The 14,641-nt window shown below is 71.4% G+C and carries 16 protein-coding genes; 11 read left to right on the forward strand and 5 right to left on the reverse strand.

Annotated elements, in window-relative coordinates; translation table 11 throughout:
• Positions 1-377, reverse strand: a 377-nt coding sequence (locus ACFWY6_RS35620; RefSeq protein ID WP_384699554.1) for a DUF4291 family protein, incomplete at its 3' end; no start/stop codon positions are given.
• Between the two features lie 118 nt (positions 378-495).
• On the opposite strand from ACFWY6_RS35620, the gene ACFWY6_RS35625 reads away from it, so the two are divergent.
• Together ACFWY6_RS35625 and ACFWY6_RS35630 are read left to right on the forward strand one after the other, a co-directional pair.
• Positions 496-918, forward strand: coding sequence for a hypothetical protein (locus ACFWY6_RS35625; protein WP_384699556.1), 423 nt, complete (start codon positions 496-498; stop codon positions 916-918).
• A 136-nt stretch (positions 919-1,054) separates the two neighbouring features.
• Positions 1,055-1,210 (forward strand): hypothetical protein, encoded by a 156-nt coding sequence (locus ACFWY6_RS35630; RefSeq protein ID WP_384699558.1) that lies wholly within the window; start codon positions 1,055-1,057, stop codon positions 1,208-1,210.
• Between the two features lie 30 nt (positions 1,211-1,240).
• Here the strand turns inward: ACFWY6_RS35630 and ACFWY6_RS35635 are convergent, their stop codons facing one another.
• Complete coding sequence (locus ACFWY6_RS35635; RefSeq protein ID WP_384699560.1) at positions 1,241-1,735, reverse strand: DUF3574 domain-containing protein; 495 nt, start codon at positions 1,733-1,735, stop codon at positions 1,241-1,243.
• 287 nt (positions 1,736-2,022) lie between these two features.
• On the opposite strand from ACFWY6_RS35635, the gene ACFWY6_RS35640 reads away from it, so the two are divergent.
• A complete protein-coding gene (locus tag ACFWY6_RS35640) occupies positions 2,023-3,078 on the forward strand; it encodes a phosphatidylinositol-specific phospholipase C domain-containing protein (protein ID WP_384699562.1) in 1,056 nt (351 codons plus the stop codon).
• A 3-nt stretch (positions 3,079-3,081) separates the two neighbouring features.
• Here the strand turns inward: ACFWY6_RS35640 and ACFWY6_RS35645 are convergent, their stop codons facing one another.
• Positions 3,082-3,576, reverse strand: a complete 495-nt coding sequence (locus ACFWY6_RS35645) for a winged helix-turn-helix transcriptional regulator (protein ID WP_384699564.1) — start codon at positions 3,574-3,576, stop codon at positions 3,082-3,084.
• A 113-nt stretch (positions 3,577-3,689) separates the two neighbouring features.
• Here ACFWY6_RS35645 and ACFWY6_RS35650 point away from each other — a divergent pair, with 113 nt between their 5' ends.
• Positions 3,690-4,127 (forward strand): nuclear transport factor 2 family protein, encoded by a 438-nt coding sequence (locus tag ACFWY6_RS35650; protein WP_384699566.1) that lies wholly within the window; start codon positions 3,690-3,692, stop codon positions 4,125-4,127.
• 82 nt (positions 4,128-4,209) lie between these two features.
• On the opposite strand, the gene ACFWY6_RS35655 is transcribed toward ACFWY6_RS35650, so the two are convergent.
• Positions 4,210-5,169, reverse strand: a complete 960-nt coding sequence (locus ACFWY6_RS35655; protein WP_384699568.1) for an endonuclease/exonuclease/phosphatase family protein — start codon at positions 5,167-5,169, stop codon at positions 4,210-4,212.
• Positions 5,170-5,274: 105 nt separating this feature from the next.
• On the opposite strand from ACFWY6_RS35655, the gene ACFWY6_RS35660 reads away from it, so the two are divergent.
• The 4 genes from ACFWY6_RS35660 (at position 5,275) to ACFWY6_RS35675 (ending at position 9,114) form a co-directional block, all read left to right on the forward strand.
• Positions 5,275-6,687, forward strand: coding sequence for an amidohydrolase (locus ACFWY6_RS35660; protein WP_384699569.1), 1,413 nt, complete (start codon positions 5,275-5,277; stop codon positions 6,685-6,687).
• A gap of 50 nt (positions 6,688-6,737) precedes the next feature.
• Positions 6,738-7,985: a cytochrome P450 gene (locus ACFWY6_RS35665; protein WP_384699571.1), complete on the forward strand. Its 1,248-nt coding sequence runs from the start codon at positions 6,738-6,740 to the stop codon at positions 7,983-7,985.
• Between the two features lie 150 nt (positions 7,986-8,135).
• Complete coding sequence (locus ACFWY6_RS35670; protein ID WP_384699573.1) at positions 8,136-8,777, forward strand: DUF899 domain-containing protein; 642 nt, start codon at positions 8,136-8,138, stop codon at positions 8,775-8,777.
• Between the two features lie 148 nt (positions 8,778-8,925).
• A complete protein-coding gene (locus tag ACFWY6_RS35675) occupies positions 8,926-9,114 on the forward strand; it encodes a hypothetical protein (RefSeq protein ID WP_384699575.1) in 189 nt (62 codons plus the stop codon).
• A 3-nt stretch (positions 9,115-9,117) separates the two neighbouring features.
• Here the strand turns inward: ACFWY6_RS35675 and ACFWY6_RS35680 are convergent, their stop codons facing one another.
• Entirely contained in the window at positions 9,118-11,004 is a 1,887-nt protein-coding gene (locus tag ACFWY6_RS35680) for an ABC transporter ATP-binding protein (protein ID WP_384699583.1), read from the reverse strand.
• 246 nt (positions 11,005-11,250) lie between these two features.
• On the opposite strand from ACFWY6_RS35680, the gene ACFWY6_RS35685 reads away from it, so the two are divergent.
• Genes ACFWY6_RS35685 through ACFWY6_RS35695 form a run of 3 tightly spaced genes read left to right on the forward strand, consistent with a single transcriptional unit; the run spans position 11,251 to position 14,447 of the window.
• Positions 11,251-12,255, forward strand: coding sequence for a thiamine pyrophosphate-dependent dehydrogenase E1 component subunit alpha (locus ACFWY6_RS35685; RefSeq protein WP_384699577.1), 1,005 nt, complete (start codon positions 11,251-11,253; stop codon positions 12,253-12,255).
• Between the two features lie 42 nt (positions 12,256-12,297).
• On the forward strand, positions 12,298-13,311 hold the full coding sequence (locus tag ACFWY6_RS35690) for an alpha-ketoacid dehydrogenase subunit beta (protein WP_384699579.1): 1,014 nt from the start codon (positions 12,298-12,300) through the stop codon (positions 13,309-13,311).
• Positions 13,312-13,331: 20 nt separating this feature from the next.
• The gene (locus ACFWY6_RS35695; protein ID WP_384699581.1) at positions 13,332-14,447 is read left to right on the forward strand and encodes an acetoin dehydrogenase dihydrolipoyllysine-residue acetyltransferase subunit; all 1,116 of its coding nucleotides are present in this window, start codon (positions 13,332-13,334) and stop codon (positions 14,445-14,447) included.
• Positions 14,448-14,641 lie beyond the last annotated feature (194 nt).

The raw sequence follows: 14,641 nt of genomic DNA on the forward strand, positions 1-14,641 counted from the left end.
TCCCACTGGACTCGGGTGGGCGCCTGCTTCAGTTCACGCTTCCAGGCGGCGGCGTCGGCGTGCACCCCGTGCGCGTAGTGCGAGAGGCAGGCGTGGCGCAGGGCCCACTCGAAGCCCTCGCGGGTGATCTCGACGGCCAGGACGGTCTGCTGATCCTCCTTGGTGGCCCAGCCGCAGCGGTACATCATCCAGAGGAAGGACGGCTTGATCCACGTCATCCGGTCCCGCTTCCAGGCGGCGGGGAACCGTCCGGTGCGCGCCGCGGCCTCGCCGAGCGCGGGTGCGTACGCCTGGTAGACGGTGACGGTCGTGTCCGTGTGCAGGGCGCGGATCTGGTGGCTCGGGGGTGCGGTGGTGAGGTTGTCGGTGCCGTTCATGGTCGCCAGCCTGAGGCCGGTCGTCCCTTGTCCGCCAGCGAATTGTCGGTGGCGGGCGTTACCGTGAAGCACGGAATCGGGACGCGTGGTGACGCGCGTGATGGGACGAGGGGGCCTGGTGGACGCTGAGTTGACCGCGTTGGCGGCGGCGGGGGCGACGGCGCTCGTGCAGGGGATGGTGACCGACGGCTGGGGCCAGGTGCGGGACCGGGTCGCCGGGTTCTTCTCGCGGGGGCGTGCGGGGGAAGAGGACGTCGTCGCCGGGGAACTGGAGGAGGCGCGTGCCGAGCTGGCCGCCGCGCGGGACAGCTCGGATGCCGAGGCCGAGGCGGATGTGCTGGCCGAATGGCGCGGGCGGATGCGGCGCACGCTGCGGGCTGATCCGGCGGCGGCCGCTGAACTGCGTTCGCTTCTTGATGAGTTGACGCCCAGCGGCTCTGAGGGTGAGCGGCGCGGCGATGTGTACAACAACCTCAGCGGGAATGTGCACGGCGGAATAGTGATCCAGAGCGGGTCGATCGGGGAGGTGCGGAACGGGTAGCGGCGAGCAGCTTGGGGTCGGCCGCCCCCCTCGTCCACGCTGGTCTCTCTCCTCAGTGATCACACCCAGCATCACATCGAAGCCTCACATCAGGGAAACGCGTACATCCCTTTCTCTCCAAGAACGGGCCTACCGTTTGATCGGGAGCAGAGTCCAGGCTGCGATCGACCTGGCGGCCGCCGAACTCCCCGCCCTGGCACGGCACTCCGCCGGCTCGGAGAAGGTGGCGGCCGCCCTGGAACGCCTCGTCGGCACCCCGACGGCCTGCGTGGTGCTCGCGACCGTGGCCTGACACGCACCGCCCTCGGAGCGGCCGCCCCCGTCAGAAGTCCACGCGGGCCCGGTCGTCGAGGCGGGCCACCGAATCCTGCGCGTACTGCTTCTCGTAGTCCGAGCGGATCTCCTCGATCTGCGGGTCACGCTTGCGCGCCTCGCTCGTCGGATACAGCAGGATCAGCTCGTACGAACGCTCCCGCTCGATCTTGCCGTTCGAGTCGCGCCACTGGCCGCGGCCGTCCTGCACGGTCAGACCGTCGGGGAACGACGGCGTCACCTCGTCGTCGATGAACGCCATGAACTGCTCGTCGGTCACGTCGGGGCCGCCGTCGGGGCGTTCCGTGCCGAAGAAGAGCCGGGTCTCGGTGTAGGCGTCGCCGCGGGCCACCGTCGCCGTGCTTGCCGTCGTCGCTGTCCGGGCGCGCGTGTCGGATCCGTCCAGCGACGCGTACGCCGCCGGGGCGCCGACCGCGAGGACCGCGGTCGCCGCGGCGGTCACCGCGATCCGGGTGCGGGAGATACGGGAGAGGGTGAGCGGCATGGCGGTGGGATCCCTTTCTGCGGAGTTCTGCGGAGTTCTGCGGAGTTCTGCGGAGATCTAGGAGGTCTACGGGGTTCGGTGAAGTTCTGTGGGGGCGTAGATCAATTGATTACGGTGGCAGACAGTAGCGGAACGGTGACGCCTTCCGCCCGCGCCCGCCGGCACCGCGGCTGAATATCTCTCCCCTCCCGGATGCGTCCCGTAAGCCGCCGTCTTCCCAATGGACACTCAACTCCCTTACGTTGTCGAAGACTTGACCGGAGCTTCGGCGGCGGAGGACGGTGGGCATGACGGCACGGGTGAGCGGGGCAGGGCTCGCGGTGGCGGTCGCGGCGGCGGGAGCCCTCGCGTTCGGCGCCACCGGCGGCAACGCCCACGCCGCCGGTGATCCGGCGCCCGGCGCTCCGTACTCCTCCACCACCGGCGTCGGCGTCCACAACGCGTACGAGAAGGCGAAGTACCCCTACTTCGCCGACGCGCTCGACTCAGGCGCGGGGATGCTCGAACTCGACGTATGGACCAATGTGTTCGGCAGCGGCTGGCGGGTCTCGCACAGCAACCCGGTCGGCAACGACAACAACTGCGAGAACGCCGCGAGCCCGGCCGAACTGCGCACCAAGGCGCGCAACCAGAGCCTCGCCGGCTGCCTCGCGGACATGAAGAGCTGGCACGACGCCCACCCGGGGCACCGGCCGATCCTGGTGAAGGTCGAGCTGAAGGACGGCTTCCAGGCGAGGAACGGGCGCGGGCCCGCCGATCTCGACGCCCTGCTCAAGAGCAAGCTCGGCGACGCCGTCTACCGGCCCGGCGAGCTCGTCGGCGGCCACGCCACCCTCGACGACGCCGTACGCAGCGACGGCTGGCCCCAACGGAGCGCGCTGGCGGGGAAGTTCATCGTCGAGCTCATCCCCGGCACCGTCGAGCAGGGCAACCCTGCGGACACCCTGTGGACCGACCGTGAGTACGCCACCCATCTGCGGGACCTCGCTGCGGCGGGGCGCCTGGGCGAGGCCGCGGCGTTCCCCGCCGTGCTCGGCGCCGAGGCGGGCGATCCGCGCGGGCGGTACGCGGACGCGGCGATCAGGCCCTGGTTCGTGCTGTTCGACGGGGACGCTTCCGCGTACGCGGGCGGCGGCATCGACACGCGGTGGTACGCCGATCGGCGCTATCTCGTCGTCATGTCCGACGCCCACAACGTCGCCCCGGCCATCGACGCCGTCAATCCGACCGAGGCGCAGGCCAGGGAGCGGGTCGCGCTGCTCGCCCGGGGCCACGCCAGCATCGTCTCGTCCGACTGGTATCCGCTGCCGGGTGTGCTCTCGACGGTGCTTCCGCGCGGCTGAGGCTCAGCCCTCGGCCAGGACCGTGTGCACCAGCGCCGTCCCCGGTGCCGTCCGTCCGCCGGGGCCCGGCGTGTGAGTCACCGTCTCCGGAGTCAGCTCCTCGCCGCAGTGCCCGCACGTCACGCGTGGGTCGGCCGGCCTGCCGCAGGCGTCGTGCACCGGGATCAGGGGCGGGCTGCCTTCGGAGCGGTGGCGGTCGCCCCAGGTCAGCAGGGTGAGGACGGCGCCGTACAGGTCCCGGCCCGACTCCGTCAGTACGTACTCGTGGCGCACCGGGCGCTCCTGGTAGGCGGTGCGCTCCACCACGCCCTCCGCGGTGAGGTGTTCGAGCCGGTCCGCCAGGATGTTCGTCGCGATGCCCAGGTCGGCGCGCAGGTCCTCGTAACGGTTCAGGCCCAGGAACAGATCGCGCAGGATCAGCACCGTCCACTGGTCGGCCATGACGGCCGCGGCGCGGGCCACCGAGCAGTGCATGCGTGCGAAGCGTTCACCCTTCATGCGGCCACGGTACTCGCTTGTGGTTTGCAAGGGACCTGCTTAGGGTGGGGACCAGGTAGTCACTTGCTTTTTGCAAGCCACTGAGTGAACTGAGTGATCCAGCGGAGGTCCCGATGTACCACGCCATCGTCCGCAGCAAAGTCCGAGCCCTGTGGCGCGTCACCGGCGACGGCAGCGGCAACTACCACCCTGCCGTCGCCATGGCCGCCCCCGACCTGCGGTTCCGCTTCATCGGCGACAACATCCTCGGCGCCGAACTGCGCGGCCCCGAAGCCTTCGCCGACTGGTTCGAGCAGGCGGGACGGCGCTTCCCCGGCATGCGCCTCACCCTCACCGACGTCGTCGTCAAGGGCTGGCCCTGGAACACCACCGTCGTCGTCCGGCTGCGCGTCGATGCCACCCTCGCGGACGGCACTTCGTACGAGAACGAGGGCATCCAGTGGGTCAGGATCCGCTGGGGGCGGATGGTCGAGGACACGGTGCTCGAGGACACGGCGCGGCTCGAAGAGGCCTGGCGGCGCCAGGAGTTGGCCACTTCCGGCGCCGCGTAGCCTCGGCATCGGGGCGGGTAGCCGCCGCATCGGGCGGATGACCTCGGCCCGCCGCGTAACCTCCGCATCGGAGCGGATGACCTCAGCGCTCGATCCGTATCCAGACCGGCGCGTGGTCCGAGCCCGGCGCGTCCCTGCGCGCCGCCGGGTTCTCGTCGTCGCCGATCGAGGGGAGCGCGGTCGCGGCGGACCCCGGCACGCCGGTCCCCGCCGTCGTGACCAGGTCGAGCAGGCTCTTGCTCACCAGGACGTGGTCGATGAGCTCGCGGCGCCCGGCGTGGATGCGGGAGTAGCGCTGTTCGGCCGGGATGAGCGGGGCCACGTTCCACAGCCGCCGCGCGTCGCCCTTGTCCGGCTTGTCGAAGCCCGGCGTGCCGATCTCCGATCCCGGCGGGCCGAGCAGGATCTGCGTCGTCGCCGCGCTCACCTCGTCGTTGAGGTCGCCGAGCACCACGACCTGGTGCTCGCGGCCGTCGCCGTGCAGCATCCGGTCGGCCAGGAAGCGCACCACGTTCGCCTCCGCCGCGCGCCGGTACAGCGCGTACGCGCCGAAGCGGGCCCGCTCGCCCTCGTCCTCGGGCTGGAACCGGCCGCCGGGATACGACAGGAGCTTGGACTTCAGATGGCAGACGGCCGCCTCGAAGAAGAAGGCGCGCGTCGACACCGTCACCGCGAGCACCCCGCGCCCAGCCCGCGCCACCGTCCTGCCGGAGTCGTCGACCTGCACAGGGCGCATCGGCCCGGGGAAGCAGTCCTCGTCGGCGACCACGGACACCGGCAGGTCGCTGAGGAAGCCGACCCGGATGCCCCGGTCGTCCGCGTGCTCGGAGAGCGTCACGTTCCAGCGCTCGCCAAGCATCCCCGCCAGATCCCGCAGGGCCTCGGGGTCGCCGACCTCCTGTACGCCGAGGACACTGGGCCGCAGGGCCCTGATCGTCTCCGCGAGCGAGGCGAGTTTCGCCTCGTACGCGGCCTTGTCCTTGGGCCCGAACCTGCCGCCGGGCCGGTAGAGGTTCTCCAGGTTCCAGGTTCCTAGGAGCATGGCGGGCTCCAACTTTTCGCGTGGGATCGTCGGTTGACGTCAGCGTGCCCGCGAAACCGGCGACGCGACAGGGCACGGGATGCGCACTCCCCGTACCTTGAAGAGATGACGCCGCCTCCCGCGCACGGCCCCGCCGACCTGGTCATCACGGGCTGCACGGCCCTCGTCCACGACGATGCCACCGGTCACACCACTGGTCACACCACTGGTCACAACACCGGTGACGCCGCCGGTGAGGTCCGCTTCCGCCGCGACGCCGCCATCGTCGTACGCGACGGCCGCATCGACGGCGTCACCACGACCGGCGCCGTGGCGGACCTCGCCGCCGCCGAGCGGATCGACGCCCGTGGCCAGGCCGCCCTGCCCGGCCTGATCAACTGCCATACGCACACACCGATGGTGGCCCTGCGCGGCCTCGCCGAGGATCTGCCGGCGCACGAGTGGTTCAACGACTGGATCTGGCCCATCGAGTCCAACCTGACCGAGCGTGTCGTCGCGCTCGGCGCGCGGCTCGCCTGTGCCGAGATGATCCGGGGCGGGGTGACGTGCTTCGCCGACCACTACTTCGCGATGGACGCCGTCGCCGAGGCGGTGGCGGACAGCGGCCTGCGCGCCAACCTGGGCGCGGCGTTCTTCTCCTCGCAGGGGCCCGATGGCCGCGCCGCCTCCCTGGAGTTCGCGCTGCGGCGGCGCGGCGCCGCCGACGGGCGCATCACCACCTCGCTCGCCCCGCACGCGCCGTACACCGTCGATGACGCCGACCTCGCCGCGACCGCCGAACTCGCCCGTGAACACGGCCTGATGGTCCATCTGCACGCCGCGGAGAATGCCGAGCAGACCGACAACAGCCTGGCCAGGCACGGCCGCACGCCCATCGAGGTCCTGCACCGTGCGGGACTCCTCGACGTGGACGTCCTCATCGCGCACGGCACCGGCATCCGGGACCGCGATTTGCCCGTGCTGCGGCAGGCCACGGGACGCGTCGCCGTCGCGTCCGCGCCGCGCGGCTACCTCAAGTTCGGCTGGGACACCACGCCCGTACGGGCCCTGCGCGAGATCGGCATCCCCGTCGGCCTGGCCACGGACGGGGCCGCGTCGAACAACTCCCTCGACGTGTGGGAGTCCATGGCGCTCACCGCGCTCGTCCAGAAGTCCACGGAACGCGACCCGTCCTGGCTGACGGCACGTCAGGCACTGGACCACGCCACGCTGCAGAGCGCGCACGCCGTCGGCCTCGGCGGGCAGATCGGCAGCCTCGCGCCGGGGCGCCGCGCCGACATCATCCTCGTCGACCTCACCGGACCGCACACCCAGCCGGTGCACGACCTCGCGGCCACGCTCGTCCACAGCGCGCGCTCCGCGGACGTCCGCACGACGATCGTCGACGGGCGGGTCCTGATGCGCGACGGGCGGCTGCTGACCCTCGATGTGCCGGAGATCGTCGGGGAGTTGAACGCCGAACTGCCCGCCCTGATCGACCGGAGCCACGGCAAGCGGATCCAGGACTACGAGGGCTGACGACGGGGCCCGAAAGAGGCAGCGGCAGGCGGCTGCTTAGGCTGGAGGGCATGTCACACGCCCCGCACCCGGACCCCGCCGACGGCCTCGTCGACGACCCTGCCGACGGCCTCCTCGACGATCCCGCCGACGGCCTCGTCGACGACCCGTACGCCGTGTACGCGCGGCTGCGTGACACCGCGCCCGTGCACCGCGTCGCCGGACCCGACGGCAGCCCGGCCTGGCTGGTCACGCGGTACGACGACGTGCGCGCGGCGCTCGCAGACCCCCGCCTCTCGCTCGACAAGAGCCATGCGCTGCCCGGGAGTTACCGGGGTTTCGCGCTGCCGCCCGCCCTGGACGCGAATCTGCTCAACATGGACCCGCCGGACCACACCCGCATCCGCCGCCTGGTCACCAAGGCCTTCACCTCCCGGCGGGTGGAGAGCCTGCGCGCACCGATCAGGCGCACCGCCGACGAACTCCTCGACGCCGTCGAGCCGTTGGGCCGCGCCGACCTCGTCGCCGCCTACGCCGCCCCGCTCCCGATCACCGTCATCTGCGACCTCCTCGGCGTGCCGGACGGCAACCGGCCGGACTTCCGGGCCTGGACCGACGCTCTGGTCGCGCCCGATCCGGCGCGACCGGGGGCCGCCAAGGAGGCCGTCATCGCGATGCTCGGCTTCTTCACCCGGCTGCTCGCCGAGAAGCGCGAGGACCCCGCCGACGACCTGCTGTCCGACCTCATCGCCGTACGCGACGAGAGCGAGCAGGGGGATCGCCTCAGCGAGGACGAGCTGATGTCGCTCGCGTTCCTGATCCTCTTCGCCGGATACGAGAACACCGTCCAGCTCATCGGCAACGCGACCCTGGCGCTGCTCCGGCACCCCGACCAGCTCGCGGCCCTGCGCAAGGACCCGTCCCAACTACCGGCCGCTGTAGAGGAGTTCAGCCGCTACGACGGCCCCGCGCTGCTCGCCATCCGCCGCTTCCCGCTCCAGGACGTCACCATCGGCGGGGTCACCGTCCCGGCGGGCGAGACCGTGCTGCTCTCCCCGTCCGCCGCCAACCGCGACCCGCGCCGCTTCCCCGCCGCCGACCGCCTCGACATCGCCCGTGACACCACGGGCCACCTCGCCCTCGGTCACGGCATCCACCACTGCGTCGGCGCACCCCTGGCCCGCCTGGAGACGGCCACCGCGCTCGGCGCCCTCATCGAACGCTTCCCCCGGCTCGCCCTCGGCGTACCGGAGGACGAGCTGCGCCGGCGCCCCTCGATGCGGGCCCGCGGGCTGCTCGCGCTGCCGGTGACGTTCTGAGCCCATGGCTGAACTCCCGGGCCGCTGACCAGGCGTAACAGAAATTCTCCAACTTTCTTCGCCGCGACCGATGAGTTCCGGTGAGCCCGCGGGTCACCCCTCGGAGAAGCACGGATCCGAGGCGCGGATCCGCAGGAGGGACTGGGGACCATGGGACTTCCCGACATCGTCACGCGCGAGGAGTGGCTCGCCGCGCGCGCGGAACTGCTCGCCAAGGAGAAGGCGGCGACCCGGGCGCGCGACGCGCTCAACGCCGAGCGGCGCAGGCTCCCCATGGTGGAGATCGAGAAGGAGTATCTGTTCGCCGGTCCCGACGGCAAGGCGACGCTGTTCGACCTCTTCGACGGTCACGCCCAACTCATCGTCCACCACTTCATGTTCGCCCCGGAGTGGGACGCGGGATGCCCCAGCTGCTCGGCGTTCCTCGACCAGATCGGGCACCTCGCCCATCTGCGGGCCCGCGGCACCAACTTCGTCGCCATCTCCCGCGCCCCGTTCACCAAGATCCTGCCGTTCAAGGCGCGGATGGGCTGGACGGTGCCGTGGTACTCGTCGAACGGCGACGACTTCAACCACGATTTCCACGCCACCGTCGACGAGGACGGCAAGACCGTCGAAGCGCCGGGCCTCAGCTGCTTCCTGCGCGACGGCGAGCGTGTCTTCCACACGTACTCGGCGTACGACCGCGGCACCGACTGGGTGGGTTCCTACTCCAGCCTCCTCGACCTCACCGCCCTCGGCGCCCCAGCAGGCAGTGGCCCGGTGCGGTACCACGACGAGTACGAGGAGTGAGGGACTGACACAACTCGGTGTCAGGTCCGTCACGTTGCGAGCCCTTTCCGCCCCCTGGTGCGTTCTACTCCATGAGAGTTCACGAGAGTTCATGAGAGTTGATGAGAGTCCTTTGCTGGACTGCCGACGGGGGAGCAGGAAGACGATGATGAACAGTCGAGTGGTACTGGAACGCTTTCCGGCCGGCGGGCCGCGCGGATCGTGGCCCGCGGAGGAGTTCGCGCGGGCCCGCCGCATGGAGGGGCAGCAGGCGGAGGTCGTCATGGACCTCGCGTCCGACGCCTTCCTGGTGATCGTGCGCGACACCGAGGCTGCCGAGGTGGCCGCCGCCGCGTGAGGCTCAGCGATCGGCGTGCTCGTTGGGGGTGAACTGGTCCGCCTGCAGCGCGTACAGCTCCGCGTAGACGCCGCCCGTCCGCAGGAGTTCGTCCGGGGTGCCCGATTCCACCAGGCGCCCCTGGTCCAGGACATGGACCAGATCCGCGTGCCGTACCGACGCCAGGCGGTGGGTGATGAGGATGACGGTCTGGCCCGTCCCGGCCAGCGCCCTGATCTTCTCGAAGACCTCCAGTTCCGCCCGCGCGTCGAGCGCCGCGGTCGGCTCGTCCACGATCAGGATGCCGCCGCGCCGGTACGCCGCACGCGCGATGCCGAGCCGCTGCCACTGCCCTCCCGAGAGCTCGTGCCCACCGGTGAACGCGCGGGCGAGCAGGGTGTCGAGCCCGCGCGGCAGATCGGCCACCACGTCACCGGCGCCGGCCTCCGCGACGGACGCGCCGATCCGCTCGTCGGTCAGCGGCACCGACGCACGGCCGATCGCGATGTTCACGCGGGCCGTGAACGGCCACCGCTTGAAGTCCTGCGCCACCATCGCGACGCGCTCGGCAAGCCGGTGCCGGTCCGCCGTCGCCGCGTCCACGTCGTCCCACAGGATCCGGCCCTCCTTCGGCGGGTACAGGCCCGCCAGGAGCTTCACCAGGGTGGTCTTGCCCGAGCCGTTCTCCCCCACAAGGGCGACGATCTTCCCGGTGGGCAGGGTGAGCGAGACGTCGCTGAGCGCGTCCCTGCCCGACGTCCCCGGATAGCGGAAGGTGACGTTCTCGAACCGTATCTCCCGTGGATCGGGAGGCAGTTCGGCGCCGCCGACCGGGATCGCGCGCTGCGCCGCCTCCACGAAGAGCCGGTCCAGATCGCCCACGAACAGGGCGTCCTCGTGCAGCGAGTTGACCTCAAGGACGAGCGTGTCCAGGTTCGACGCCCCGGTACGGATCGCGATCACGGCCGTGCCCGCGACGGACAGCGCCATCGCCCCCGCGAGCAGCAGACCGCCGAGCGTCGCGTACGTCGCCACCGTGGCCAGGCCCGTCCACGCCGCCGCGATGAGGCCCGTACGCGCGGCGAGCCGGGCAAGGCGGGCCTGCTCCTCCTCCGCGGCCTCCGACATGGAGCGGAAATGCCGCAGCAGGAACGGCCCCACGCCGTGCACCCGGATCTCCGGGGCGGCCCGCGCCTCCGTCAGCAGGCTGCCGATCAGCCGTCCCGCACGGGCGTGCTGCACCCAGGCGTGGAAGGAGACATAGCGGCGCCGGGCGATCGTCAGGGCGCTCCACGCGCTGGGCAGGGTCATCGTCACCAGGAGCGGAAGGAGCACCGGGTGCAGCACGGTCAGCACGCCCGCCGCGGCGATCAGCGAGATCATCGCGTTCACCACGCGCGTCGCGATGCCGATCATGCGGCGGGCCGAAGAGGCGCCGTACTGCGCGGTGTCGAGCAGCTTGTGGAACGCGTCGTCCTCGATGGCCGACAGCTCGACCGACGCCGCCTTCTCCAAGTACTGCTCGGTGGCGACCCGTTCGACCTTCGGCTCAAGGCGTCCCGTCGCGTACGTCGAGGCGGCACGCAGCAGCGCGGCGACGAACAGCACGGTCGCCACGGTCACCAGGGCGGGCGCCGCGCCGCGCAGCCGGTCGGCGACGGGCGCGTCCGTCATCAGCCGGCCGAGCACGCTGTTGACCGCGAGCAGGCTCACCGCCTGCGCGAGCCCCCGGCCCACTTCCGCGCCGACGACGATGCGTGTGGCCTGGCGGTCGGCCTGCCGGGCGAGCCTGAAGCTGGCGGCTAGGAGCGCGGGGAGCCGCTTCACCATGGAACGGAACCCCAGCTGGAGGAAGGCCTCTTCGTGCTGGGCCCAGCCGGTGTCGTAGCGCAGCGGGCCGCCGAAGAGCAGCGTCTCCGACTCTGAGGTCCCCGACTTTGAGGTCCCCGACTCTGAGGTCCCCGACTTTGAAGTCCCGCCGCCTGTAGGTGTGTTGCTCTGCTTGTTCTGCTTGTCGTTCGTCTGCTTCTCCTTCTCCGGTTGCGTACGTCGTGTGGTGGCTTGCAACCCCGGGCAACTGTTGCCGGTCGGGCCCAGGTCGCAGTGCCATACCCCATGCACGCAACTCCGCACCCGCACCGGCAAAGGAGTTCTCCCGTGACCGACACTCTCCGGACACCCCGGGCCCCGCACGAACACGGCCTCGACGGGCCCGCGTTGCTCGACGCGTACCGCACCATGCGTACGATCCGTGACTTCGAGGAGCGGCTCCACGAGGAGTTCGCGACCGGTGACATCCCCGGTTTCGTCCATCTGTACGCAGGTGAGGAGGCGTCCGCGACCGGAGTGTGCGCGCACCTCGACGACGACCGCGACGTCATCGCCTCCACCCACCGGGGCCACGGCCACTGCATCGCCAAGCATGTCGACGTGAAGTCGATGATGGCCGAGATCTACGGGCGTACGACCGGGGCGTGCCACGGCAAGGGCGGCTCCATGCACATCGCCGACCTCTCCAAGGGCATGCTCGGCGCCAACGGCATCGTCGGCGGCGGGCCGCCCCTCATCTGCGGTGCCGCGCTCGCCGCGAAGGTACGCGGGGACGGCGGCGTCGGCGTGGCCTTCTTCGGTGACGGCGGCAGCAACCAGGGCACCACCCTCGAATCCCTCAACCTCGCCTCCGTCTGGCAGCTGCCCGCGGTCTTCGTCGCCGAGAACAACGGCTACGCGGAGGCCACTTCGGCCGAGTGGTCGGTGGGCGGCGGCTCCATCGCGGCCCGCGCTGCGGCCTTCGGCATGCCCGGTGCCACGGTCGACGGTTTCGACTTCTTCGCGGTGCACGAGGCGGCGGGCGCGGCGATCGACCGGGCCCGCGCGGGAGGCGGGCCCACCCTCATCGAGGTCCGACTCACGCGCTACTACGGCCATTTCGAGGGCGACCAGCAGAAGTACCGGACGGACGAGGTGCGGCGCGCCCGCGCCGAACTCGACTGCGTCAAGCGCTTCCGGCAGCAAGTGGCGGGAACTCTGACGGACGCCCAACTCGACGCGATCGACGGGCAGGTGGCCCGACTGATCGACGAGGCCGTCGCGGAGGCGCAGGCGGCGCCCCTGCCGACCGGCGCGGATCTGCAGACCGACGTCTACATCTCGTACCTCTGAATCTCGTACCTCTGCATCCTGTTCCTCTGAGGGGAGTCGACCGTGGCACGCAGCATCAGCTATCGCGAGGCGCTGAACGAAGCACTGGCGCAGGAGATGGAGCGCGACCCCTCCGTCATCGTCATGGGCGAGGACAACGCGGGCGGCGCGGGGGCACCCGGCGAATCCGACGCCTGGGGCGGGGTGTTGGGCGTGACGAAGGGGCTCCACCCGCGCTTCCCCGGGCGGGTCCTCGACACGCCCATCTCCGAGTCGGCGTTCATCGGCGCGGCGATCGGCGCGGCGACACGCGGCCTGCGGCCGGTCGCCGAGCTCATGTTCATCGACTTCATGGGCGTGTGCTTCGACCAGATCTTCAACCAGGCGGCCAAGTTCCGCTACATGTTCGGCGGCAAGGCCGTCACCCCCGTCGTCATCCGTGCGATGTACGGGGCCGGACTGCGGGCGGCGGCCCAGCACTCCCAGGCGATGTACCCCGCGTTCACGGCCGTGCCCGGACTGAAGGTGGTCCTCCCCTCGTCCCCGTACGACGCGAAGGGGCTGATGATCCAGGCCATCAGGGACGACGACCCGGTGATCTTCTGCGAGCACAAGGCGCTGTACGACGTGGTCGGCGAGGTCCCCGCCGAGAGCTACACGATCCCCTTCGGCGAGGCGGGCATCGTGCGCGAGGGCGAGGACGTGACGGTGGTGGCGCTGGGGCGGATGGTGTCCGTGGCGTCCGACGCGGCGGCGGACCTGGCCGCGTCGGGGGTGGACTGCGAGGTGATCGACCCGCGCACGACGAGCCCGTTGGACGCCGACACGATCCTGGAGAGCGTCGCGCGGACCGGGCGCCTTGTCGTGGTGGACGAGGCGTCGCCGCGCTGCGGGATGGCCGCCGACATCGCGGCGCTCGTCGCGCGCGAGGAGTTCGGGGCGCTGCGCGCGCCCATCGGGACGGTGACGCCCCCGCATACGCCGGTGCCGTTCAGCCCGGCGCTCGAAGACCTGTACATGCCGGATGCGGGGCGGGTCGCCGCCGCGGTCAAGTCGGCCGTGGACTGGAAGCCGTGAGGATGGAGGGGACGCCGGGGATGTCCCTCGTCGAACGGGTCACCATGCCCAAGTGGGGCCTGTCCATGAAGACCGGGAAGATCACCGAGTGGATCGCCGGGGAGGGCGACGAGGTCGAGGAGGGCGACGATCTGGCGGAGATCGACACCGACAAGATCGCGGGGACGCTGGAGGCGCCGTCCGGCGGCGTGCTGCGGCGGATCGTCGCGGAGGCGGGCGGCGAGGCGCCCGTCGGGTGCGTCATCGCGGTCATCGCGCCCGCGGAGGTCCCGGAGGGCGAGATCGAGCGGGTGGCCGCCGAGGCACGCGAGCAACTGGCGCGCGGGGTGCCCGCGGAGGACGAGGGCAGCCCGGTCGGCGGTCTCGCGGAGGTGGACGGCAGGGCCCTCGCGTACGCGACGTCGGGCGCGGGCCCCGAGGAGATCGTGCTCGTCCACGGCTACGGCGGCGACAAGAACTCCTGGCTCTTCGTACAGGAGCCCCTCGCGGCGCGGCACACGGTGTACGCGCTTGACCTGCCCGGTCACGGGGAATCGGGCAAGGCCGTCGGCGCGGGCGGTCTGGACGCGCTGACGGACGTGGTCGCGGGCTTCCTGGACGCGCTCGGCATCGAGCGGGCGCATCTGGTGGGGCACTCGCTGGGCGGCGCGGTCGTGACGGCGGTCGCGGCGCGGGTCCCGGAGCGGGTGCGCTCGCTGACGCTGATCGCACCCGCCGGGTACGGGCCGCAGGTGGACGCCTCCTACCTGCGGGGCTTCGCGGCGGCCGGTACGCGGCGTGAGCTCCGCCCCCACCTGGGAAAGCTGTTCGCCGACGACGGTCTCGTCACACGGCAGTTGGTGGACGACCTGCTCAAGTACAAACGCCTGGACGGCGTGGACGTCGCCCTGCGCACGCTGCTGACCACGCTGCTCGACGAGGACGACGCACCGGCCCTCGACGTGCGGCACCTGTTGCCGGCGGCGCTGCGGGTGGTGGCGGTGTGGGGCGGCGACGACCGGGTGATCCCCGCGTCCAACGCGGCGTCACTGGCGGGCAGGGCTTCGGTCCGTGTGGTGGACGGGGTGGGGCATCTGGCTCAGCTGGAGGCGCCGGGGGAGGTGGTGGCGGCGGTGGAACGGGCGGTGTCGGGCTGAGCGGCCAGACCGCCGCTTCGCGGCGAATCTTTCCCGCCCACCCACCCGATTGCCCGGCAGCGCATCCTGTCCGGCGCCTTCGCCGTCGTTGGCCGCGGGTCCGAACCAGGCCGCCGCTTCGCGGCGGATTTTTTTTTTGGCCCCCCCCCCCCCCCAGACCCCCCCCCCCGGTGTGACGACCCCCCGCGGGGGTG

It is taken from the genome of Streptomyces sp. NPDC059037, from assembly GCF_042740015.1.
GTDB lineage: Bacteria > Actinomycetota > Actinomycetes > Streptomycetales > Streptomycetaceae > Streptomyces.